The sequence below is a fragment of the Thauera sp. genome (assembly GCF_047601425.1).
Taxonomy (GTDB): Bacteria; Pseudomonadota; Gammaproteobacteria; order Burkholderiales; family Rhodocyclaceae; genus Thauera.
In genome coordinates, this window is the sequence record NZ_JASGJL010000002.1 from 561,158 (window position 1) to 583,397 (window position 22,240).

Sequence of the window (22,240 nt, forward strand, 5' to 3'; positions counted from 1 at the left end):
CCAAGAACAGGCTTGCCAGCGTTGCCGTGGCACTGCCGTCCGCATTGTTGCTGGCGATGCTGCTGGAGGCCGCGCTGCTGGCGGTCGGCCTTGCCGGCGATCCGTGGCGGGACGTGGCAATTCTTGCATTCGCGCTTTTCCTGCCCTGTCTCTGGGCAGGTGCGCGCATCGGTCCCGCCCTGATCGCACGTTACGATGATGAAGCGCTGAGGCCTGAACCTCCGACTGAACCGGAGCCGCAACGGGCCGGGCCACCGGATGTGGCGCAGCAGCGGGCGTGGCAGGCGCTCGAATCCTGGTGCCAGTCCGGCATGGGAACCGGGCGCACGCCGTTCTGGCGCCCGTCCTTGCTGCCCGATGTGCCCGAGCGCTTCAGCCTGGCCGTGATGGTGGGGGAGGCCGGTGCAGGCAAATTGCGCCTGGCCGACGCCTTCGCGCGCCACATCGATCGCAATGCCGAACTGGAAGCGCTGTCTGCCGAGTCGAGGCTGAAGGGCTTGCGCCTCAAGCTGGCGGTGAAGTGGCACGAGCTTTGGTGGTGGCGAAAGCGGCATCCGCGCCAGCCCTGGGATTGCGGCTATCTGGTGGATGACTCTGCGGTTGCGGCAAGGCTGGCGGATTTCAGGCCGCGCCGGCCCACCTTGATCATCGCCGACAGCTTGTCCGACGCAGGTCTCGGGCGGGCATTGCAGACACTTTGCGCGGCGAAGATGAATTACCGCCATCCTGTCCGGCTGCTCGTGATCGATGCCAAGGTGCCCGGTGTGCTGGAGCTGCATTTCGATGCCGGCACTCGGCGTTGGCAGACATCTCTAGGCGGGCTGGGCGAGGTGCCCGTGATCGAGTTCGCGGTGCCGCATGAATTACGGGAGGATCGGCATGGATGACGGCTTTCATGTCTATGAGCCAGCCAAGGGGCATGGTCTCAAGCACGATCCGATCGCCTCGATCGTCGCGCCCCGGCCCATCGGCTGGATTTCCACGCGTTCCGCGGAGGGCCGGGCGAATCTGGCGCCGTACAGTTTCTTCAACATCTTCAACTACACGCCGCCCATCGTGGCGTTCGCCAGCGTCGGCTGGAAGGACACCGTTCGCAATGCGCAGGCGACGGGCGAGTTCGTTGTCAACCTTGCCACGCGGGCGCTGGCCGAGCAGGTGAATATGACGAGCGCCAGCGTGCCGGGCGATGTGGACGAATTCGAGCTTGCCGCCTTGGCCGCCGCGCCTTGCCGCCTCGTCGCGGCGCCTCGCGTTGCGCAGAGCCCGGTTGCCCTGGAGTGCCGCGTCACGCAGGTGCTGCAGCTTGCTGATGCCGATGGCCGGCAGATCGATACCTGGATGGTCCTCGGGGAGGTGGTCGTGGTGCATATCGCGGCTGCACTGGTGCGCGATGGCATCTATCGGACGCAGGATGCCTGCCCCATCCTGCGTGCAGGTGGGCCGGCGGACTATTTCGAAATCTCGCCGGACCGCCTGTTCCGGATGCACCGGCCGAAGTGAATTCATGATGGAACCCGTTCCCGCCGCAAGGATCTTCACGCTGCTCGAGCCCGGTCCGGTCGTGCTCGTCACGACGCGCCATGCAGGCAGGAGCAACATCATGACCATCTCGTGGACGATGGTCATGGATTTCACGCCGCGCTTTGCGATCTGCACCGGCGCGTGGAACCATTCGTTCATCGCACTGGAGAAAGAGCGCGAGTGCGTCATTGCCATCCCGCCCGCCGACATGCTCGATACCGTGATCGGTATCGGCACCTGCTCGGGGGCGGACACCGACAAGTTCGAGCGCTTCGGCCTCACTCCGGTCAAGGGCAGGTACGTGCGGGCCCCATTGGTCGCCCAGTGCCTCGCCAACATTGAATGCCAGGTTGCCGAGATCATCGCTCCGCATGGCATCGTCGTGCTTGATGGCCTGGCCGCGTATGCCGATCATCAAAGGAGCGAGCAGCGCATGCTGCATGCCGTTGGCGACGGCACGTTCGTTGCCGATGGCGAGCGTTTCGACCGCAGGGAGGCGATGCGGTCGAAGCTGCCTGATGGTGTTTAGACGCCTGTGAAACGTGACCGCCAATGCGCGCAAGGCGCCGGAAATCTGCCGGGTGGTCGAGGCGTGCAAACGAAAACGCCCAGCCGGGAACGGCTGGGCGCTGAATTTTGGTGGTGATGGGCAGAATCGAACTGCCGACCTACGGGTTATGAATCCGTCGCTCTAACCGTCTGAGCTACATCACCAACAGAGCGCGCAAATATAGCGGGTCCGAGGAGCGGGCGTCAACAGCCGCAGAAATCGCGATCGTGGGCCATACAGACGGCCGGATCGTGCAGCCGGGTCTTTCCCATCTGCGTAGCGTTTGATTTATAAAGGGTTTTGCGTTGACATGGCGTTCTTCATGGGTGAAAATCCCGCGCTTGTTCACGTAGCCTGCCGGTCATTGCCGGCTGATGTCTTGCGCAAGATTCCCTTCTCACTTCTGTTGCTGTCGCTGGCTGGGGCGCCTGGTTCGGCGGCGCACGCGGCGCCATCGCGGGCGTTTCCGGAAGATGCCCGCAAGACCACGATGACTTTCGCCTCTGCGGGCACCGTGCTGGTCGATGACGAGCCGGCCGCGCTGAGTCCGAGCGCGCAGATCCGCAACACCTACAACCGCATCGTGCTGCCTTCGCACATCCGCGGCGAATACAAGGTGCGCGTCAAGTTCGACAAGCATGGGCAGGTGCATCGGGTGTGGATCCTCACGCCCGAAGAGGCTGCCGTTCCCGATCCCAAGCGCTAGCGTCTCCCCCGATTGACGCCGTGACTGAATTTTCTCGATGAAGAAACTCTACATCCGCACCTTCGGGTGCCAGATGAACGAGTACGACTCCGACAAGATGGCGGACGTGCTCGCGGCCGGCGAAGAGCTGGTCAAGACCGACAACCCTGAAGAAGCGGATGTGATCCTGTTCAACACCTGCTCGGTGCGCGAGAAGGCGCAGGAGCGGGTGTTCCACGATCTCGGCCGGGTGCGGCTGCTGAAGCAGGCGCGGCCCGATCTGATCATCGGCGTCGGCGGCTGTGTGGCGAGCCAGGAAGGCGAGGCCATCGTCAAGCGCGCGCCGTATGTGGACGTGGTGTTCGGCCCGCAGACCCTGCACCGGCTGCCGAAGCTGATCGAGGCGCGCCGCCGCACCGGCCGCTCGCAGGTCGATATTTCCTTTCCCGAGATCGAGAAGTTCGACGCCATGCCGCCGGCGCGGGTCGAAGGCGCCAGCGCCTTCGTGTCGATCATGGAAGGCTGTTCCAAGTACTGCACCTTCTGTGTCGTGCCCTACACCCGCGGCGAGGAAGTGTCGCGCCCGCTCGACGACATCCTGACCGAGATCGCCGGTTTGACCGCGCAGGGCGTCAAGGAAGTGACCCTGCTCGGCCAGAACGTCAACGCCTGGCGCGGCGAACTGGTGCGCGAAGCGGGCGAGGAGGGCGACTTCGCCTTCCTGCTCGAATGCGTGGCGGAAATGCCCGGCATTGAGCGCATCCGCTACACCACCTCGCACCCGCGCGAGATGACGCAGCGCCTGATCGACTGCTACGCCACCATCCCCAAGCTGGTGTCGCAGCTGCATCTGCCGGTGCAATCCGGGTCGGACCGCGTGCTGGCGGCGATGAAGCGCGGCTATTCGGTGCTGGAGTTCAAGTCGGTGGTGCGCAAGCTGCGCGCGGCGCGGCCGGATCTGTCATTGACCTCGGATTTCATCGTCGGCTTCCCCGGCGAAACCGAGGCGGATTTCGACAAGACCATGAAGCTGATCGACGACATCGGCTTCGACGGCTCCTTCAGTTTCGTCTACAGCGCCCGCCCCGGCACGCCGGCGGCCGATCTCGAAGACACGGTGCCGCAGGAAACCAAGCTCGCCTGGCTGGCCCGGCTGCAGAAGCGCATCGACGAGCAGTACCAGGCCAACAGCCAGGCCATGGTCGGCAGCGTGCAGCGCATCCTGGTCGAAGGCGCTGCGCGCAAGAACGCCGACGAAGAGCTGATGGGCCGCACCGACAACAATCGCGTGGTCAACTTCGCCGCACCGTCGCTCAACCGTGACCGCCTGATCAACCAGTTCATCGACGTGCGCATCACCGCCGCCCTGCCGCACAGCCTGCGCGGCGAAATCATCACGCGGGAATCCTGAATGGCGAAAACCCTGGAAGTCTTCTTCGAGCCGGCGGACAACGCCCGGCTCGCCAAGCTGTGCGGCGCGCTCGACGAGAACCTGCGCCAGATCGAAAACGCCTTCGACATCACCATCGCCCGCCGCGGCGAGCAATTCACCCTGCACGGACACCCGGCCCAGGTGCTGCGCGGCGAGATGGCGCTGAAGCACTTCTACGAGCGCACCGAAAACGAGCTGAGTTTCGAGGAAGTCCAGCTCGGCCTGGTCGAGATCGCCAACCGCGGCGAATCCACCGTCGATTCGCCTGTGCTGATGACCCGCCGCAGCGAACTGCACGGCCGCACGCCGCGCCAGGTCGAGTACCTGAAGAACATCCAGGAGCACGACATCACCTTCGGCATCGGCCCCGCCGGTACCGGCAAGACCTATCTGGCGGTGGCCTGCGCGGTCGATGCCTTCGAGCGCGAACTGGTCGAGCGCATCGTGCTGACCCGCCCGGCGGTCGAAGCGGGCGAGCGCCTCGGCTTCCTGCCCGGCGACCTGGCGCAGAAGGTCGACCCCTACCTGCGTCCGCTGTACGACGCGCTCTACGACCTGATGGGCTTCGAGCGCGTCGGCAAGCTGTTCGAGCGCAGCCTGATCGAGATCGCTCCGCTGGCTTTCATGCGCGGGCGCACGCTCAACAACGCTTTCATCATCCTCGACGAGGCGCAGAACACCACGCCCGAGCAGATGAAGATGTTCCTCACCCGCATCGGCTTCGGCGCCAAGGCGGTGGTCACCGGCGACCTGACCCAGGTCGACCTGGTGCGCGGCCAGCGTAGCGGCCTGAAGGAAGCCCAGCAGGTGCTGGGCAACGTGCGCGGCATCGCGTTCACCGAATTCCGCAAGGAAGACGTCGTCCGTCATCCTCTTGTCGCACGCATCGTCGAAGCTTACGACAACGAGGCTGCCCGCCAGGAGCTGGCCAAGGCAGTCCGCAACCAACAACAGGATGAGGAAGGGAAGAATGCCGAAAGCGGCGAACAAACCCGCGGCTGAACGCCGCATTCTTGCCGTCGGCGCCGACGGCAAGGCCCGCCGGATCGAGGCCGAGCGGCTGGAGATCGAGCTGGGCGATGGCCGCCGTCTGCTGTTGAGCCTGCCGGAGCAGCCCTGGGGCGACCTGGAAGTCGAAGCCGAGAGCAGCCGCGACGAGGCCGTGCCGCAGCTGACCGTGCAGCCCAGCGCCAGCAACGTGCTGACGCTGCGTGTCGACCTGCTCCACGGCTGGGAAGCAGTCGAGGAGGCTGGAGAAGGGACCGAGCCCTTCGAGTCTGCCAAAGCTGTCCAGTCCGCAGCAGCGCCGCGCAGCGATGCGCCGCCGGTGCTGAAGATGAAGGTGCAGAAAGCCGTCGATGGCGCCGACAAGGCCGCCACGCCCAAGAAGCATGCCATCCGCCGCTGGGCGCAGGCCGCGCTGCTGCGTGATGCCGAGGTCACCGTGCGGCTGGTGGGCGAGGCCGAGGGCCGCGAACTGAACCGCGCTTTCCGCGGCAAGGACTATGCGACCAACGTGCTCACCTTCGTCTATGGCGAAGGCGAGGCGATGCCTGGCCTGCCCGATGGGGCGCCTGGCGGCCCGCTTTCGGGCGACCTCGTGCTGTGCGTACCGGTGGTGGTACGTGAGGCGGCTGCCCAGGGCAAGACGCTGGAGGCGCATTTCGCCCATCTGGTGGTGCATGGTATGTTGCATCTCCAGGGCCATGACCACGAGATCGAGGCCGAAGCCCTGGACATGGAAAAACTCGAGACGGATATCCTCGGAGGCCTCGGCTACGCCGACCCCTATGCCTGATCGCAGGCAGGGCGGCGGCAAGCCGGCATGTGCCGCCCGCGGAGCCGCCATCCACCGACATGGATAGTCCCGGAAAACCTTCATTCATAGACCGCGTCGCCGCGCTGCTGTCGCGCGAACCGGAAGACCGCGACGACCTTCTCGCCCTGCTGCAGGCCTCCTTCGAGCGCGACCTGCTCGACGCCGATGCCTTGTCGATCATCGAAGGCGCGCTGCAGGTGTCCGACATGCAGGCCCACGACGTCATGGTGTCGCGCGGGCAGATGGACTGCGTGTGCCTCGACAGCCCGGTCGAAGAGATCGCCGGCTTCGTCGTCGACACCGGGCATTCGCGCTTCCCGGTGATCGGCGAGGGCAAGGACGACATCGTCGGCATCCTGCTGGCCAAGGATCTGCTGCGCCATTTCGCCGGACGCGAGTTCGATCTGCGCGGATTGTTGCGGCCGGCCGTCTTCATTCCCGAATCCAAGCGCCTCAACGTGCTGCTGCGCGAGTTCCGCGCCAGCCACAACCACATGGCGATCGTCGTCGATGAATACGGCGGCGTCGCCGGGCTGGTGACGATCGAGGACGTGCTGGAGCAGATCGTCGGCGAGATCGAGGACGAGCACGATCTCGACGACAGCGGCGACAACATCCGCCTGGCCTACAACGGCCGCTACCGCGTCAAGGCCACTACCGCGATCGAGGACTTCAACAAGGCTTTTTCGGCCGGGTTCTGCGACGACGAATACGAGACTGTCGGTGGCCTGCTGATGCGCCGCTTCGGCCGTCTGCCGCAGCGTGGCGATGTGATCGAACTGGAGGGCCTGCGCTTCCAGGTGCTGCGTGCCGACATCCGGCGTCTGCATAGCGTATTGGTCGAAGTGCTGCCGCCTCCGCCACCATCGTCCTCATCCGGCTCCGGCGCGGCGGAAGCCTGATGCGCGTCCGCCTGCCAATCGCCCTGCTGGCAGGTGCTGCCAGCGTGCTGGCGTTCGAGCCGTTCGGCTGGTTTCCGCTGATGTTCCTCAGCCTTGCCATGCTGGCGGGGCTGCTGGCGCGCGCCGGTGGGCCGCGCGAAGGCTTCCTGATCGGTTTTGCCTGGGGCTGGGGCGCCTTCATCGCCGGCGTGTCCTGGCTGTATGTCGCGCTCAACCGCCATGGCGGCATGCCGGCGCCGCTGGCCGGGTTGGCGATTGCGCTGTTCTGCGCCTACCTCGCCCTGTATCCGGCGCTGGCGGGGGCGGTGTTCGTGCGGCTTGGCCCGGCCTGGCGAAGGGCAGGGGCGCTTTCCGCAGCGGCGCTGTTCGGCGCACTCTGGCTGCTCGCCGAATGGCTGCGCGGGGTGGCCCTGACCGGTTTCCCCTGGCTGGCCGTCGGCTATTCGCAGACCCCGCCCAGCCCGCTGGCGGGCTATCTGCCGGTGCTCGGTGTTTACGGTGTCGGCGGCTTGCTGGCTTTCCTGTCCGCCCTGCCTGTTCTGACGGGGTGGAAAAAGACGAGTGCGGCCAGGCGGTGGCCCGGTGCGCTGGCCGTACTGATGGTCCTGCTGGCGGCCGGCGCCGGCTTGCGCGGCCAGGCCTGGACCGTACCCGTTGGCCGAGCTGTCGATATCGCATTGGCGCAGACCAATTTCGACCAGAGCCTGAAATGGGATGCCGGGCGCTTTGGCGACGTGCTGCGCGACAATTTCGCCCTGGTGCGCGACGAGTTCGGCCGCGCCGATCCTCCGGCCATCCTGGTGCTGCCCGAAACCACGCTGCCGACCTTGCTCGACATGCTGCCCGAAGGCTATCTGGAAGCGCTGGCCGGCTTTGCCAGAGATGCGGGAAGCGATCTGGTGCTCGGCGTTTTCCGGCGCGACGAGGCCGGCCGCATCTACAACGCCGCGCTCAGCCTCGGCAGCGCTCCGGTGCAGCACTACGCCAAGCAGCACCTCGTGCCTTTCGGCGAGTACTCGCCGCCGCTGTTCGGCTGGTTCTACCGCCTGGCGAGCATCCCGATGTCCGACCAGACCCGCGGCGCGGCCGACCAGTTGCCGATGGCCCTCGGCGGGCAGCGCATCGCGCTCAACATCTGCTATGAAGACCTGTTCGGCGCCGAGATCATCCGCGCGCTGCCGCAGGCCACGCTGATGCTCAACATCTCGAACCTGGCCTGGTACGGCGACTCCTTCGCCCAGCCCCAGCATCTGCAGATCGCCCGCGTGCGCGCACTGGAAACCGGCCGGCCGATGCTGCGCTCGACCAATACCGGCATGACGGCGCTGGCGCAGCCCGACGGCCGGGTGACGGACCTGCTGCCTGCTTTCGAGCGCGGTGTGCTGCGTGTCAGCGTGCAGGGCTACGAGGGCATGACGCCTTATGCCCGCTTCGGCAACGGTCCGGCCCTGCTTGCTGCGGTGGCGCTGCTGCTTGCGCTGGTTATGCTGCGGCGAGCCGGGCACCTGCGCGGATGATGACCGATCGGCTGGTGCCATAATCCCGGCCTGCCCATGACTCCTCTTGCCGGCGCTGCCGCGCCATCGTCCAGATGATGAACGACAAATCCATCCGTTTTGCCCTGTCCGTGGCCGCACTGGCCGCGATGCTGGCCGTGCCGCCGTCCGCCGTTTCGGCCGCAAATGCCAGTGAGGAAGCGCCCGCGCCGCGTCCGGCGCTGACGGTGAGTGTGGCGCAGCCTGAGCGCATGCTGTTGCCGCAGCGGCTGGTGGCCAATGGCGACGTCGCCGCCTGGCAGGAAGCCAGCGTCGGCGCGGCGATCGGCGGGCAGCGGCTGGTCGAGGTGCGGGCGGATGTCGGTGACGTGGTGCGTGCCGGCCAGGTGCTCGCGGTGTTCGACGACGAGATGCCGCGTGCCGAAGCCGGGCAGGCGCGGGCGGCGCTGCTCGAGGCCGAGGCCGGCGCGGCCGAGGCTGCAGCCAATGCCGGGCGGGCACGGGCGCTGCGTGCCAGCGGCGCGATGAGCGAACAGCAGGTGATGCAGTTCCTGACCGCGGAAAAGACCACGGCCGCGCGCATCGCCTCGGCAAAGGCAACGCTGGCCGCGCGTGAATTGAACCTGCGCCACACCCGCCTGCTGGCGCCGGATGACGGTGTGATTTCGGCCCGCAGCGCGACCGTGGGCGCGGTGGTGGCGAGCGGCACCGAATTGTTCCGCATGCTGCGCAAGGGGCGCCTGGAATGGCGCGCGCGCCTGACCGAAGCCGAAATCGGCCGCGTCCGTATTGGCCAGACGGTGGCGCTGACGCTGGCCGACGGCAGCCGTCTGAGCGGCAGCTTGCGCATGGTGGCACCGACGGTCGATGCGCAGACGCGTTTCGGTCTCGTCTATGTCGACCTGCCGGCGCGCGGCGCCGATGCCGGGCTGGCGAAGGCGGGCATGTTCGCGCGCGGCGAGTTCGAGCTGGGCGAGGCCGAGGCGCTGACCGTGCCGCAGCAGGCCGTGGTGGTGCGCGAGGCCTTCAGCTACGTGTTCAGCGTCGGCGAGGACAGCCGGGTCGCGCAGCTGAAGGTGCGCACCGGCCGGCGCGTGGGCGACCGCGTCGAGATTCTCGATGGCTTGGCGGCCGGAGTGCGGGTGGTGGTGGCCGGCGCCGGCTTCCTGAACGACGGCGACCTGGTGCGCGTGGCCGACTCCGCCGGCGCTCAGCCAGCCGCCGCGGCGACGGCCGGTACCCCGGTGGCCGGCATTCCGGTGGCCGGCACCCCGGCGGCACGCTGAGGATCACGGGCGATGAACGTTTCCGCGTGGTCCATCCGCAACCCGATTCCGGCGGCGATGCTGTTCGTGCTGCTCAGTTTTGCCGGCCTGCTGTCCTTCGGCGCGATGAAGGTCCAGAATTTCCCCGACATCGATCTGCCCACGGTGACGGTGTCGGCGGCGCTGCCGGGGGCGACACCGTCGCAGCTGGAGAACGACGTCGCGCGCAAGATCGAGGACTCGATCGCGACCCAGTCCGGGCTCAAGCACATCTACACCAAGGTGCAGGACGGCAGCGTGCTGATCACCGCCGAGTTCCGCCTGGAGAAGCCGGTGCAGGAGGCGGTGGACGACGTGCGCTCGGCGGTCGCCAGCGTGCGCGCCGACCTGCCGGGCGATCTGCGCGATCCGGTGGTGAACAAGGTCGATCTCGCCGGCACGCCGGTGCTGGCCTTCACCATCCGCTCGCCGCGCATGGATGACGAGGCGCTGTCGTGGTTCGTCGACCACGAAGTGTCGCGCAAGCTGCTGGCGGTGCGCGGCGTGGGTGCGGTCAACCGTGTCGGCGGCGTCACGCGCGAGATGCGTGTCACGCTCGATCCGCTGCGCCTCGAAGCGCTGGGCGTGACCGCCGCCGAGGTGTCGCAGACGCTGCGTGAAGTGCAGGTGGAGAGCGCGGGCGGGCGTGCCGACCTGGGCGACGGCGAGCAGCCGGTGCGCACGATGGCGAGCGTCGCCGATGCCGAGGCGCTGGGTGACATCGAGCTCGCGCTCGGCGGCGGCCGCACGCTGCGCCTGCGCGAAGTGGCGAAGGTGGAGGACACCGTGGCCGAACGGCGCTCGGCGGCATTGCTCGACGGCAAGCCGGTGGTCGGCTTCGAGGTCGCGCGCAGCCGCGGCGAGAGCGAGGTCGAAGTCGGCGCCGCGGTGCAGGCAGCGCTGGCCGAACTGCGCCAGGCCCGTCCGGACGTCGAGATCACCGAGGCCTTCAACTTCGTCGCGCCGGTGGAAGAGGAATACCACGGCTCGCTGAAGCTGCTGTATGAAGGCGCTGCGCTGGCGGTGATCGTGGTGTGGCTGTTCCTGCGCGACTGGCGGGCGACGCTGGTGTCGGCGGTGGCCTTGCCGCTGTCGGTGATTCCGGCTTTCCTCGGCATGTATCTGCTCGGTTTCTCGATCAACGTCATCACCTTGCTGGCGCTGTCGCTGGTGGTCGGCATCCTGGTGGATGACGCGATCGTCGAAGTCGAGAACATCGTGCGCCACCTGCGCATGGGCAAGACGCCCTACGAGGCGGCGATGGAGGCGGCCGACGAGATCGGCCTTGCGGTGATCGCCACCACCTTCACGCTGATCGCGGTGTTCCTGCCCACGGCCTTCATGAGCGGCGTCGCGGGCAAGTTCTTCAAGCAGTTCGGCTGGACCGCCTCGCTGGCGGTGTTCGCCTCGCTGGTGGTGGCGCGGGTGCTGACGCCGATGATGGCGGCCTATCTGCTCAAGCCCATCGTCGGCAATCACGACGAGCCGCGCTGGCTGGCCTGGTACTCGCGCTGGGCCGAGCGCTGCCTGCGCCACCGCGCGCTGACCATGCTGGCCGCAGCGGCTTTTTTCGTCGGCTCGGTGCTGCTGATCCCGTTGCTGCCGACCGGCTTCATTCCGCCCGACGACAACTCGCAGACCCAGGTCTATCTGGAACTGCCTCCGGGCGTGACACTGGCGCAGACCCTCGACGTGGCCGAGCAGGCCCGTCGAACTGGTCGGCGGCGTCGAGCATGTGCGCAGCATCTACACCACCATTGGCGGCGGCAGCGCCGGCGGTGATCCGTTCGCCCCCAAGAGCGCCGCCGAAGTGCGCAAGGCGACGCTGACGGTGCTGCTGTCGCCGCGCGCCGAGCGGCCGGTCAAGCAGCTGATCGAGCGGGATATCCGCGCCGCGCTGGAAACGCTGCCCGGCGTGCGCAGCAAGGTCGGGCTGGGAGGCTCGGGCGAGAAATACATCCTGGTGCTGTCCGGCGAGGACGCGGCGGCGCTGCAATCGGCGGCGCTGGCGGTCGAGCGCGACCTGCGAACCATTCCCGGCCTGGGCAGCATCGCCTCGACCGCCAGCCTGATCCGTCCCGAGATCGCGGTGCGGCCGGACTTCGCCCGTGCCGCCGACCTGGGCGTGACGAGCCGCGCCATCGGCGACACCTTGCGTGTCGCCACCGTCGGCGACTACGACATGGCGCTGGCCAAGCTCAACCTGTCGCAGCGCCAGGTGCCGATCCTGGTGCGGCTGGACGAATCCGCGCGCGAGGACCTGGCCCTGCTCGAACGCCTCGCCGTGCCGGGCTCGCGCGGCCCGGTGATGCTCGGCCAGGTCGCAAAGCTGGAAGTGGCCGGCGGCCCGGCGGTGATCGACCGCTACGACCGCTCGCGCAACATCAATTTCGAGATCGAGCTGTCCGGCGTGCCGCTGGGCGAGGTGACCACGGCGGTGGCGCAACTGCCGTCGGTACAAAACCTGCCGCCGGGCGTCAGGATCATCGAGATCGGCGATGCCGAAGTCATGGGCGAGCTGTTCGCCAGCTTCGGCCTGGCGATGCTGACCGGCGTGCTGTGCATCTACACCGTGCTGGTGCTGCTGTTCAAGGATCTGCTGCATCCGGTCACGATCCTGATGGCGCTGCCGCTGTCGCTCGGCGGCGCCTTCGTCGCGCTGCTGGCGGCACAGAAGAGTTTCTCGATGCCTTCGCTGATCGGCCTGATCATGCTGATGGGCATCGCCACCAAGAACTCCATCCTGCTCGTCGAATACGCCATCGTCGCCTACCGCGACCACGGCCTGTCGCGCGCCGAAGCGCTGATCGACGCCTGCCGCAAGCGCGCCCGCCCGATCGTCATGACCACGATCGCGATGGGCGCCGGCATGCTGCCGATCGCGATCGGCTCCAGCGCCACCGACGGCAGCTTCCGCTCGCCGATGGCGATCGCGGTCATCGGCGGCCTGATCACCTCGACCGTGCTCAGCCTGCTGGTGGTGCCGGTGGTGTACACCTATGTGGAGGACTTCAAGGGGTGGGCGATGAGGCTCTTCCGGCGTTCATGAACCACGGAGGGCTTGGCCGGAGTGGATAGAAATATCGGCCGGGATGTCCATGCAGCGGTCAGCAGTGCGCCCCTGAGGCCGGAATCCCAGTAAAATTCCGGACTTTGCGTTCTTCGTGCGGCCTTTGCCGCCCCCCACCGATCAAGGCGCCATGTCCGTTCAGAAACCCACCTTCCAGCAAGTCATTCTCACGCTCCAGCATTTCTGGGGCGAACGCGGCTGCGTGCTGCTGCAGCCCTACGACCTCGAGGTCGGCGCCGGCACCAGCCACACCGCCACCTTCCTGCGCGCGATCGGCCCGGAGCCGTGGAATGCCGCCTACGTGCAGCCTTCGCGCCGGCCCAAGGACGGCCGCTACGGCGAGAACCCCAACCGCCTGCAGCACTACTACCAGTTCCAGGTGGTGCTGAAGCCGTCGCCGCTGGACATCCAGGAGCTGTACCTGGATTCGCTGCGCGCGCTGGGCATCGACCCGATGGTGCACGACATCCGCTTCGTCGAGGACGACTGGGAGAACCCCACGCTGGGCGCCTGGGGGCTGGGCTGGGAAGTGTGGCTGGACGGCATGGAAGTCACCCAGTTCACCTATTTCCAGCAGGTCGGCGGGCTGGACTGCAAGCCGGTGCTGGGCGAGATCACCTACGGCATCGAGCGCCTGGCGATGTACCTGCAAGGCGTCGAGAACGTCTATGACCTGGTGTGGTCGATCGCGCCCGACGGCCGCAAGGTGACCTACGGCGACGTCTACCACCAGAACGAAGTGGAGCAATCCACCTTCAATTTCGAGCACAGCAACGTCGACTTCCTGTTCTCGCTGTTCGCCAACTACGAATCCGAAGCCAGGCGCGTGATGGAAGTCGGCCTGGCGCTGCCGGCCTACGAGATGGTGCTGAAGGCCGCCCACACCTTCAACCTGCTCGACGCCCGCGGCGCCATTTCGGTCACCGAGCGCGCCGCCTACATCGGCCGCATCCGCAACCTGTCGCGCGCCGTGGCGCAGGCTTATTTCGAATCCCGCGAAGCCCTCGGCTTCCCGATGCTGAACGCCGGCAAGGAGGGCGTGTGATGACCAGCGCGACCCTGCTCGTTGAACTGCTGACCGAAGAACTGCCGCCCAAGGCCCTGCCGCGCCTGGGCGAGACCTTTGCCGGCAAGATCGCCGAAGGCCTGAAGGCCAAGGGCCTGGCGCCGGCGGATGCGGCTTTCCGCGCCTTCGCCAGCCCGCGCCGCCTCGCCGTGACGGTGGCGGACGTGGCCGCCGAAGCGGCGGCGAAGGAAGTCACCGAGAAGCTGATGCCGGTGTCCGTCGCGCTCGACGCCGACGGCAAGCCGACGCCGGCGCTGCTGAAGAAGATGGAAGCCAAGGGCATCCCGGCCGAGGCCGTGGCCGGCTTCGAGCGCCGCATGGACGGCAAGGCCGAGGCGCTGTTCCACACCGCCACGGTGCCGGGCGCGAAGCTGGCCGAAGTGCTCTCCGCCATCGTCCAGGACGCGATCAAGGCGCTGCCGATCCCGAAGGTGATGCATTGGGGCGACGGCGACGCCACCTTCGTGCGTCCGGTGCACAAGCTGACCATGCTGCACGGCGCCGACGTGGTGCCGGGCCGCGTGCTCGACCTGGAGTCGGGCCGTACCACGCGCGGCCACCGCTTCATGAGCCGCGGCGACATCGACATCGCCACTGCCGACGCCTACGAGCCGACGCTGCTGGCCGAAGGCAAGGTGATCCCGCGCTTCGCCGAGCGCCGCGACGACATCGAACGCCAGTTGCTCGCCGAAGCGGCCAAGCAGGGCGCGCTGCTCGGCGAATACGCCGACCTGCTGGACGAGGTCGCGGCGCTGGTCGAGCATCCGACCGTCTACGTTGGTGAGTTCGAAGCCGAATTCCTCGCCGTGCCGCAGGAATGCCTGATCCTGACGATGCGCGCCAACCAGAAGTATTTCCCGCTGTTCGACGGTGCCGGCAAGCTGCTGCACCGCTTCCTGATCGTCTCCAACATGCGGGTGGCCGATCCGTCGAACATCGTCAGCGGCAATGCCCGCGTGGTGCGCCCGCGGCTGTCGGACGCACGTTTCTTCTTCGAGCAGGACAAGAAGCAGCCGCTGGCCGCCCGCCTGGCGAGGCTGGCGCCGGTGGTGTATCACAACAAGCTCGGCAGCGTGCTGGAGCGCGTCGAGCGCCTCGAAGCGCTGGCCGGCGCGATCGCCGCGCAACTGAAGGCCGACGTGAGCGCGGCGAAGCGCGCCGCGCGCCTGGCCAAGGCCGACCTCGTCACCGACATGGTCGGCGAGTTCCCCGAGCTGCAGGGCATCATGGGCCGCTACTATGCGCTGGCCGACGGCGAGGGTGAAGTCGTCGCCGACGCCATCCAGGCCCACTACCAGCCGCGCTTCGCCGGCGACGCGCTGCCGGCCGGCAACGTCGCCGCCGCCGTGGCGCTGGCCGACAAGCTCGACGCGCTGGTCGGTTTCTTCGGCATCGGCATGGTGCCGACCGGCGACCGCGACCCCTTCGCGCTGCGCCGCGCCGCGCTCGGCGTGCTGCGCATCCTGATGGAAACGCCGCTGCCGCTCGAGCTGCCCTGGCTCATCGATACCGCCGCCGCCGGCTTCAAGCCCGGCCTGCTGACTGCCGAAGGCTTCGCCGCGCAGTTGCAGGACTTCATGTTCGAGCGGCTGAAGAACCTGCTGCGCGACAGCGGCCGCGACGGCGCGGTGATCGATGCCGTGCTGGCGCTCCGTCCGGCCCGCATCGACCTGGTGCCGGCCAAGCTGGCGGCGGTGGAGGCCTTCCGTGCGCTGTCCGAAGCCGACGCCCTGGCTGCCGCCAACAAGCGCATCGTCAACATCCTGAAGAAGGCCGAAGGCGAATTGGGCGAGCCGGACATCGCGCTGCTGCAGGAAGAGGCCGAGAAGGCGCTGTTCCATCGCGTGGTCGAAGTCGCCCCGCTGGTGCGTTCGCACGTCGCCAACGAGGACTACACCGAGGCGCTGCGCGTGCTCGCCGGCCTGCGCGGCGCGGTCGACCGGTTCTTCGAGGACGTCATGGTGATGGCCGAGGAGCCGCTGACGCGCCAGAACCGCCTTGCCCTGCTGGCCCGGCTTGCCGGGCTGATGAACCAGGTGGCGGACATCTCGCGCCTGTCCGCCTGATTTCCAACAGGGAGCGCCCGCCATGCCGATGAAGCTCATCATCCTCGACCGCGACGGCGTCATCAACGTCGATTCGGACCAGTTCATAAAGTCGCCCGAGGAGTGGAAGCCGATTCCGGGCTCGCTCGAAGCCATCGCCCGCCTCAACCAGTGGGGCTGGCGGGTGGTGGTGGCCTCGAACCAGTCTGGCGTCGGCCGCGGCCTGTTCGGCATGGACACGCTCAACGCCATCAACGACAAGATGGTGCGCAGCCTGGCTCAGGTGGGCGGGCGGCTGGATGCGATCTTCTTCTGCCCCCATGCCGCCGATTCGCCTTGCGAATGCCGCAAGCCGAGGCCCGGCCTGTTCCTGCAGATCGCCGAGCGCTTCAATGCCGACCTTAACGGCGTGCCGGCCGTGGGCGACAGCCTGCGCGACCTGCAGGCGGGCGTCAGCGTCGGCTGCGAACCCTATCTGGTGTTGACCGGCAAGGGTGAGGCGACACGCGAGAGTCCGGATCTGCCGCCTGGCACCCGGATTTTCCCCGACCTCGACGCCGTGGCCACCGAACTGACGTCTTCGCGCTGACGATCCCTCCCGAACCGCCCGCCGGCGCGTCGTCCGGCGGGGCCATTTCCAGAGTCCCGACCGTGCATCTGATCCGCTCCTTCGTCTTCGCCATCCTGCTTGCCCTGGTCACGATCCCGTACGCGCTTTTCGCAATCATGATCTTCTGGCTGCCGCCGATGACGCGTCACCGCCTGATCACGACCTGGGTGCCGATCATGATGTGGATCATCAAGCACGTGCTGGGCATCCGCTACCGCATCGTCGGCGCCGAGAACATGCCCGCGGGGCCGGCGGTGGTGTTGTCCAAGCACCAGTCGGCTTGGGAGACGATCGCGCTGCAGCAGATATTTCCACCGTTGTGCTACGTGCTGAAGAAGGAAGTGCTGAAAGTGCCGTTCTTCGGCTGGGGCATGGCGAGCATTCCCGGCATCGCCATCGACCGCGCGGCGGGCAAGGATGCGCTGGCCCAGGTGGTGGAGCAGGGCCGCGAGCGCCTCAAGGAAGGCTTGTGGGTCGTGGTCTTCCCCGAAGGCACCCGTGTGGCGCCGGGAACGACGGGCCGCTACAAGCCGGGTGGCGCCATCCTGGCCAAGCGCGCCGGTGTGCCGGTGGTGCCGGTGGCGCACAACGCCGGCGAGTTCTGGCCGCGCAATGCCTTCATCAAACGGCCGGGCGAGATCATCGTCAGCATCGGTCCGGTGATCGAGGTCAAGGGCGTCAAGGCCGACGAGATCCACAAACAGGCCGAGGCCTGGATCGAGGCCGAGATGCGGCGGCTGTTTCCTCACCACTATGCGGATGAGCGTGCGCCTGAGCAGTGAGCCTTGAAAGTGGCTTCTGCATGAAAGATTCGCGGCTAAAGTTGTTCCTACGGAAGCCGAAGGCCCCCTGGGAGCAGCCGTCGATGTAGTCAGGCCTGTATCGATGGGACCGCATTCCCCGCGTACCGTTGCGCTACTGATAGGTCGCGCTGCTTCTCGTAGGAGCGGCTTTAGCCGGGCGCCTAGCCGCGACGACCCACTCTATTCGCGGCCAAGCCGCAGTTGGGGATCAAACCGGTAGAGCGCGCAAAACTTGCGGTCAACGCAAAACGGCCCCGCATCGCGGGGCCGTTTCGTTGCAGCTTTTGTTGCCGGAGAAGCTTAGGCAGCCTTCTTGGCAGCGGTCTTGGCGGTGGTGCTCACGGCCTTGACGGTGGCGTTGGTCGCGGCGGCCACGTTGGCTTCGGCGATTTCGGCGACTTGCTTGGCAGCCTTGCTCATGCTGTCGTAGGCGCTGTTGGCGGCGGCGATGGCCGACTTGACGGCGGCGACGGCGACGTCCGAACCGGCGGGAGCCGACTTGGCAGCCTTGTCCAGAGCGGAAGCAACACCCTTGTTCAGCTCGGCGACCTGGCCTTCGAAGACCTTCGAGACTTCTTCCTGGCTTTGCGAGGTGATTTCGTAGACGCTACGGGCGTAGGCAACGGCCTTCTCGACGATCGGCTGAGCCAGCGAAGCTTGCAGGTTGACCAGTTCTTGCACGTCCTTGACGGCCAGCAGAGCCTTGGTGTTGGCAACGCCGTCTTCCAGGATCGAACGGGCGGTGTTCAGGTTCAGGGCGGCCAGGCGCTCGGCGCTGGCGAAAGCGGCGTTGGCCAGGGTCAGCAGGGTTTCGACGTTGGCTTTGTTGGCGGCGGCGAATTGCTCGGGGGTGACGAAGTTGGACATGGAGATCTCCTGATAAAAATTGGGTCATGCAGAAACATCGGACTTTCTTCAGTGCCGCGATGTTGCGTTGCAGCATGGACTGAATTATAGGGATGCCATTTCCCCTGTCAAGCAGTATTTTGTGCATTGCACAATGGTGATCCGATAACCTTCATCTATCGCCATCGGCGGCTGTCCAGCTGCCGGTGGCCCGGGGCAGCATCATGCCGTAGCAAGCTTACGTGAGCATGACGGCGGGAAGGGGAAGCTTCCGGCTGTTTGAGGTCGTCGGCAGGGCGTGAACGTGAAGCGACCGCCCGGAGGCGGTCGCATGTTTTGCTGCGTTGCGGTCAGCGGACTTCAGTCGTGCTTGAAGCTGGGCTTGCGCTTCTCGACGAACGCAGCCATGCCTTCCTTCTGGTCGTTGAGCGCGAAGGTGGAATGGAACACGCGGCGCTCGAACAGCAGACCTTCGCTGAGGCTGCTCTCGAAGGCGCGGTTGACCGATTCCTTGATCATCATGACGACCGGCAGCGAGAAGCCGGCGATGGTTTCGGCGGCTGCCAGGGCTTCTTCCAGCAGTTTGTCGGCGGGCACGACGCGGGACACCAGGCCGGCCTTTTCGGCTTCGGTGGCGTCCATGAAGCGTGCGGTCAGGCAGAGGTCCATGGCCTTGGCCTTGCCGACCGCGCGCGGCAGGCGCTGGGTGCCGCCGGCGCCGGGCAGGATGCCGAGCTTGATTTCGGGCTGGCCGAAGCGGGCAGTATCGGCGGCGATGATGATGTCGCAGGTCATCGCCAGCTCGCAGCCGCCACCGAGGGCGAAGCCGGCGACCGCGGCGATGATCGGCTTGCGGCAGGTCTTGACGCGTTCCCAGTTGCGGGTGATGTAGTCGCCCTTGTAGGCGTCCATGTAGGAGTAGCTCGCCATCGCGCCGATGTCGGCGCCCGCGGCGAAAGCCTTGTCGGAGCCGGTGATGACGATCGCACCAATGCCTTCGTCCGCTTCGAAGACGTCGAGGGCGGCGCCGATTTCGTCCATCACCTGGTCGTTCAGTGCATTCAGGGCCTTGGGCCGGTTGAGGGTGATCAGGCCGACGCGGCCACGGGTTTCGGTGAGGATGAGTTCGTGATTCATGCTGTCTCCAGGCAGGTGGAAGGTGCCGGCTTACGGTTGAGAGGCCGGCTTGCTATCGTTCTTGGGCTGGATGACCGCGCGCACGCGCCCGTCGCCGCTCGGCTTGCCGCCCGGTGCATTCTTGGCGAGATAGTTCTCGGTGATGGCATCGTATTCGATGTAGGCGCCGCGGACTTCGTCGCCACCGCTGGTGACGCGCGCACGGTTGAACAGCCGTGCCTTCTCGTTGCGGCTGTCGTACTCGATGCGTTCAGCTTCGCCGTTGACGTATTCGCTGGTGCCTTCGCGCCTTTGGCGGAAAGTGGCGAGCTTGCTGCCGTCCGCGGTGGCGACGCCGTTCTGGAAGCCAGCGGCGTCCTGGGTGACGACCAGCTTGTCGCCCTTGATCAGCAGGGTGCCCTGGGTCAGGACCACGTTGCCTTCGAACACGTGCACCTTGTTGCGGTCGTTGACCGTCATGCGGTCGGCCTCGATGTTGACCGGCTGCTGGCGGTCGGCGCTTTCGGCCAGGGCGGGCCTGGCTACGGCAGCCAGGACAAGGAAGCACAGCGGAATCAGGGAGCGGAAAGTCGGGGTGTTCATGAAGCGGGTCCTTGGCGGCGCGGCATGTTGACGTGCACCTGGCCGATGAGTTGGAGCGTGCCGAACAGGTTGTCGGCGCGCATGCCCTGTGCGTCCGCACGGGTGGTGCCGCGCGTCAGCTGCACGGGGGAGTCGGTGAGCGCCCGATGGCTGTCGGGCCATACGGTGAGCGTCTCGGAGTCGAGCGCCAGGGCGGGATCATTCGCCACCGCAGGGCGGCGTACGCGCACCTCGCCCTGCATGTCGACCTGTTCGCCGCCCGGCGAGACTTCGGCATGCCGGGCAGTGATGTGCGTCTCGCGGCCTTCGTTGATCATGCGCAGGCGCGGCATGTCGAGCCGGGTGATGTCGCCCTGCGGGAAGTGGGTGAGGCGGTCGGCGAACAGCTCGTAGCGCTGTACGCCGTTCGCGCCATAGCCGACCACGCGGGTATGTTCGGCGGTGAAATCCGGCCCGGTCTGTTCCGCCGCTGCGGCGGCAGGCTCATCGACGCGGGTGATGCGTTCCAGCCACAACGAGGCGCCGGCCAGCAGCGCGAGCATGATGATGGGGTATATGCGATAGCTGTTGACCACTCAGATTACCTTGGCCTGCATGAGGTCGTGGGTGGTGAGCGCGCCGACGAGGCCGCCTTTCGCATCCAGCACCAGCAACTGGCTGATCCGCATGCGCTCCATCAGCTCCGCCGCTTCGGCTGCGAGCGCCTCAGGGCCGATCGAGCGCGGATTGCGCGTCATCACGTCGGTCAGCTTGGTGCTGCGCACGTCGCAGCCCTTTTCCAGCGCGCGGCGCAGGTCGCCGTCGGTGAAGATGCCGATCGGGCGCGAATCCGCGTCGCACACCGCGGTCATGCCCATGCCGCCCGCGGTCATCGCCAGCAGGGCCTGGGTCAGCGGCGCATCGCTTGCGACCATGGGTACGGCTTCGGCCGGGCGCATGACGTCGCCGACGTGGGTCAGCAGGCGGCGGCCGAGGGCGCCGCCCGGATGGGAGCGGGCGAAGTCGTCGGCGCCGAAGCCGCGCGCGTCGAGCAGGGCCACGGCCAGCGCATCGCCCAGCGCCAGCGCGGCGGTGGTGCTGGCCGTGGGGGCGAGGTTGAGCGGACAGGCTTCCTCGGCGACGATGGCTTCGAGATGGATGTCGGCCTGCTGTGCCAGCGGCGATTCCGGGCGGCCGGTGATCGAGATCAATTGGGCGCTCTGGCGCTTGACCAGCGGCACGATGGTCAGCACTTCCTCGCTGGTGCCCGAGTTCGACAGTGCGATGACGACGTCTTCGGGTGTGATCATGCCCATGTCGCCATGCGCGGCTTCGGCCGCGTGGACGAAGTAGGCGGGCGTGCCGGTGCTGGCGAGCGTGGCGGCGATCTTGCGTGCGATGTGCCCCGATTTGCCGATGCCGGTGACGATGACGCGTCCGCGCCGCTGCAGGATGAGCTGGACGGCGTGTTCGAAAGCCGTGCCGAGGCGGTCGGCGAGCGCGGCGACGGCGGCGGCTTCGATTCGGAGCACGCGGCGGGCAAGCGCGAGCGTGGGGCTGTCTGCGGCTTCGGTCATCGGGAGGGGCTTTTACCTGGGTCGGTTGCGGACTCCGCCGGTATGGCGCAGTGCCGACGGTGGCCCGCAATTGTATAACAGTCGGTGGGTTCGCAGAGGGCCCGGGAAGCCAGGCCGGGCCCTCCGTTCCGGTCAGGCGCCAGCGCCTCAGAGGCTCGCGCAGACGGTGTAGCTGGTGCCGTCGTCCAGTGGCGTCGAGCCCGAAACGGGGGTGAGCGAGCCGCTGCCGTCGTCGAGTCCCGCACGCATCGAGCCTTCCGCCGGATTGCCGTCGTCCAGCGCCAGGTCGAGCTGGCGCACGAGTTTGCCCGGGATGCCGCTGGAGCAGGTCAGGATGCTGCCCCGGATGCCGAGCAGGCTGCCGCCGCGCTGCACGCCGAGACGGCCGCCCACGGCATTGCGCGGGAGATAGTCCGGGTTGGCCGTGTCGCTGCTGCCGGTGGCGAAGCCGGCGAGGCGAACGTGTTGCCAGAAGCGGAAGGAGTCGCTGGCGCCGGTGTCGTCCCAGTTGCCGTCGATCAGGCCATTGCCGTTGCCCGGGCTGGTGCACTCGTCTCCGCCGGGGCAAAGATGAAGGCGGGCGCTGGCATCGTCGCCCGGCAATGCGCGGAAGCGGTCCTGGTAGGCATGGACCAGGGTCGGCAGGCTGCGGAAGTCCTGTGCGAGATTCTTGACCTTGGCGCTGTCGATCAACTCCTGGCCCTTGAGGACGCCGCCCAGGAGCAGGCCAATGATGAGCAGTACGACGGCTATTTCGACCAGCGTGAATCCGGTTTGATGGGTTTTCATCGTTGTCGCCTCCTGTCGCGTGGGTGG

Annotated in this window: 22 protein-coding genes and 1 tRNA gene; 16 read left to right on the plus strand and 7 right to left on the minus strand. The window is 67.1% G+C overall.

Annotation, left to right across the window (positions count from 1 at the left end; all coding sequences use genetic code 11):
* Window positions 1-56: 56 nt before the first annotated feature.
* The 3 genes from QM748_RS19135 to QM748_RS19145 are packed head-to-tail and all read left to right on the plus strand — an operon-like array spanning window position 57 to window position 2,050.
* Entirely contained in the window at window positions 57-887 is an 831-nt protein-coding gene (locus tag QM748_RS19135) for a hypothetical protein (RefSeq protein ID WP_415248575.1), read from the plus strand.
* Window positions 880-1,500, plus strand: a complete 621-nt coding sequence (locus QM748_RS19140; protein WP_415248576.1) for a flavin reductase family protein — start codon at window positions 880-882, stop codon at window positions 1,498-1,500. The genes QM748_RS19135 and QM748_RS19140 overlap by 8 nt, the downstream gene beginning before the upstream one ends.
* A 4-nt stretch (window positions 1,501-1,504) precedes the next feature.
* Window positions 1,505-2,050, plus strand: coding sequence for a flavin reductase family protein (locus tag QM748_RS19145; protein WP_415248577.1), 546 nt, complete (start codon window positions 1,505-1,507; stop codon window positions 2,048-2,050).
* A 108-nt stretch (window positions 2,051-2,158) separates the two neighbouring features.
* On the opposite strand, the gene QM748_RS19150 is transcribed toward QM748_RS19145, so the two are convergent.
* A tRNA-Met gene (locus QM748_RS19150) sits at window positions 2,159-2,235 on the minus strand.
* A 326-nt stretch (window positions 2,236-2,561) separates the two neighbouring features.
* Here QM748_RS19150 and QM748_RS19155 point away from each other — a divergent pair.
* From QM748_RS19155 to QM748_RS19215, 13 genes are all read left to right on the plus strand, one after another.
* Complete coding sequence (locus tag QM748_RS19155) at window positions 2,562-2,777, plus strand: hypothetical protein (protein WP_415248578.1); 216 nt, start codon at window positions 2,562-2,564, stop codon at window positions 2,775-2,777.
* A gap of 37 nt (window positions 2,778-2,814) precedes the next feature.
* A complete protein-coding gene (gene miaB, locus QM748_RS19160) occupies window positions 2,815-4,167 on the plus strand; it encodes a tRNA (N6-isopentenyl adenosine(37)-C2)-methylthiotransferase MiaB (RefSeq protein ID WP_415248579.1) in 1,353 nt (450 codons plus the stop codon).
* Window positions 4,168-5,190, plus strand: coding sequence for a PhoH family protein (locus tag QM748_RS19165; RefSeq protein ID WP_415248580.1), 1,023 nt, complete (start codon window positions 4,168-4,170; stop codon window positions 5,188-5,190).
* Complete coding sequence (gene ybeY, locus QM748_RS19170) at window positions 5,159-5,986, plus strand: rRNA maturation RNase YbeY (RefSeq protein WP_415248581.1); 828 nt, start codon at window positions 5,159-5,161, stop codon at window positions 5,984-5,986. Before QM748_RS19165 ends, ybeY begins: the two co-directional genes overlap by 32 nt.
* A gap of 59 nt (window positions 5,987-6,045) precedes the next feature.
* Window positions 6,046-6,909, plus strand: coding sequence for an HlyC/CorC family transporter (locus QM748_RS19175; protein WP_415248582.1), 864 nt, complete (start codon window positions 6,046-6,048; stop codon window positions 6,907-6,909).
* Entirely contained in the window at window positions 6,909-8,426 is a 1,518-nt protein-coding gene (gene lnt / locus QM748_RS19180) for an apolipoprotein N-acyltransferase (protein ID WP_415248583.1), read from the plus strand. Before QM748_RS19175 ends, lnt begins: the two co-directional genes overlap by 1 nt.
* Window positions 8,427-8,503: 77 nt before the next feature.
* Window positions 8,504-9,691 (plus strand): efflux RND transporter periplasmic adaptor subunit, encoded by a 1,188-nt coding sequence (locus QM748_RS19185; RefSeq protein ID WP_415248584.1) that lies wholly within the window; start codon window positions 8,504-8,506, stop codon window positions 9,689-9,691.
* Window positions 9,692-9,703: 12 nt separating this feature from the next.
* The gene (locus tag QM748_RS19190; protein ID WP_415248585.1) at window positions 9,704-11,491 is read left to right on the plus strand and encodes an efflux RND transporter permease subunit; all 1,788 of its coding nucleotides are present in this window, start codon (window positions 9,704-9,706) and stop codon (window positions 11,489-11,491) included.
* The gene (locus QM748_RS19195; RefSeq protein WP_415248586.1) at window positions 11,445-12,758 is read left to right on the plus strand and encodes an efflux RND transporter permease subunit; all 1,314 of its coding nucleotides are present in this window, start codon (window positions 11,445-11,447) and stop codon (window positions 12,756-12,758) included. Before QM748_RS19190 ends, QM748_RS19195 begins: the two co-directional genes overlap by 47 nt.
* Window positions 12,759-12,909: 151 nt before the next feature.
* Window positions 12,910-13,824, plus strand: a complete 915-nt coding sequence (glyQ, locus tag QM748_RS19200) for a glycine--tRNA ligase subunit alpha (protein WP_263461604.1) — start codon at window positions 12,910-12,912, stop codon at window positions 13,822-13,824.
* A complete protein-coding gene (gene glyS / locus QM748_RS19205; RefSeq protein ID WP_415248587.1) occupies window positions 13,824-15,911 on the plus strand; it encodes a glycine--tRNA ligase subunit beta in 2,088 nt (695 codons plus the stop codon). Before glyQ ends, glyS begins: the two co-directional genes overlap by 1 nt.
* A gap of 28 nt (window positions 15,912-15,939) precedes the next feature.
* A complete protein-coding gene (gene gmhB / locus QM748_RS19210) occupies window positions 15,940-16,479 on the plus strand; it encodes a D-glycero-beta-D-manno-heptose 1,7-bisphosphate 7-phosphatase (RefSeq protein WP_415248698.1) in 540 nt (179 codons plus the stop codon).
* 62 nt (window positions 16,480-16,541) lie between these two features.
* Window positions 16,542-17,282: a lysophospholipid acyltransferase family protein gene (locus QM748_RS19215; protein ID WP_415248588.1), complete on the plus strand. Its 741-nt coding sequence runs from the start codon at window positions 16,542-16,544 to the stop codon at window positions 17,280-17,282.
* A gap of 321 nt (window positions 17,283-17,603) precedes the next feature.
* Here QM748_RS19215 and QM748_RS19220 read toward each other — a convergent pair whose 3' ends face one another.
* The 6 genes from QM748_RS19220 to QM748_RS19245 form a co-directional block, all read right to left on the minus strand.
* Window positions 17,604-18,170 carry a phasin family protein gene (locus tag QM748_RS19220; RefSeq protein ID WP_415248589.1) on the minus strand — a complete coding sequence of 189 codons (567 nt, stop codon included), beginning with the start codon at window positions 18,168-18,170 and terminating at the stop codon, window positions 17,604-17,606.
* Window positions 18,171-18,509: 339 nt separating this feature from the next.
* Window positions 18,510-19,286 carry an enoyl-CoA hydratase gene (locus QM748_RS19225; protein WP_415248590.1) on the minus strand — a complete coding sequence of 259 codons (777 nt, stop codon included), beginning with the start codon at window positions 19,284-19,286 and terminating at the stop codon, window positions 18,510-18,512.
* A 30-nt stretch (window positions 19,287-19,316) separates the two neighbouring features.
* Window positions 19,317-19,868, minus strand: coding sequence for a lipopolysaccharide transport periplasmic protein LptA (gene lptA / locus QM748_RS19230; protein WP_415248591.1), 552 nt, complete (start codon window positions 19,866-19,868; stop codon window positions 19,317-19,319).
* Window positions 19,865-20,443: an LPS export ABC transporter periplasmic protein LptC gene (gene lptC / locus QM748_RS19235; RefSeq protein WP_415248592.1), complete on the minus strand. Its 579-nt coding sequence runs from the start codon at window positions 20,441-20,443 to the stop codon at window positions 19,865-19,867. The genes lptA and lptC overlap by 4 nt, the downstream gene beginning before the upstream one ends.
* The gene (locus QM748_RS19240; RefSeq protein WP_415248593.1) at window positions 20,444-21,424 is read right to left on the minus strand and encodes a KpsF/GutQ family sugar-phosphate isomerase; all 981 of its coding nucleotides are present in this window, start codon (window positions 21,422-21,424) and stop codon (window positions 20,444-20,446) included.
* 147 nt (window positions 21,425-21,571) lie between these two features.
* A complete protein-coding gene (locus QM748_RS19245; RefSeq protein ID WP_415248594.1) occupies window positions 21,572-22,213 on the minus strand; it encodes a prepilin-type N-terminal cleavage/methylation domain-containing protein in 642 nt (213 codons plus the stop codon).
* Between the last annotated feature and the right edge of the window lie 27 nt (window positions 22,214-22,240).